The following is a 508-nucleotide window of genomic DNA, read 5'->3' on the forward strand; positions in this document are numbered from 1 at the left end:
TTGGCGATATCGGCACATTTCCAGTCCCGCTGCCGAAGCTGGATCATGGCGCGGATCCTGGGGTCGGCGTGGCGGGCAAGGGCTTCCAGATCCAGCCGGGCATCCGCCGCCCTGTAGGGGTCTGTCGCCTCGGCGTCGGCCTCCCATTGCGAGACCTCATCGGTGGGGTCCTTGGGGGATGAGAATTCGCGGTCCCGCTCCGAAGTGGCCCAGGTCCGGGCCGCGTTGGAGAACTGCAGGGCGACCATGTTGAGGTAGTACGTCCGTAAGGTAGCTCTGCCGCTCGCGGACCATTCTCCGTTCACCAGGGCTCGTTCGCGAAAGATGCGTGCGGCCGCGAACATGACATCCAAGGCCAAGTCGTGACGGGCGCTCTCGTCGTGCCGCAGATGCGCGATCAGCGCCGGTGGAAGTGTCGCTGGTCTGCCTGCCCTCCTGGCCTTGTCGAACATGCGACCGTTCTCGATCCACTTCGTCACGGTGGGGCGGCACTCATCGAGCAGCGTGC

The 508-nt window shown here is 65.4% G+C and carries 1 protein-coding gene; it reads right to left on the minus strand.

From position 1 onward, the window contains the following. The coding region (locus tag ACLJPL_RS34170; protein ID WP_411084827.1) for a hypothetical protein at positions 1 to 452 on the minus strand (452 nt) is incomplete at its 3' end. Between the last annotated feature and the right edge of the window lie 56 nt (positions 453 to 508).

The organism is Streptomyces sp. cmx-18-6 (genome assembly GCF_046548915.1).
GTDB lineage: Bacteria > Actinomycetota > Actinomycetes > Streptomycetales > Streptomycetaceae > Streptomyces.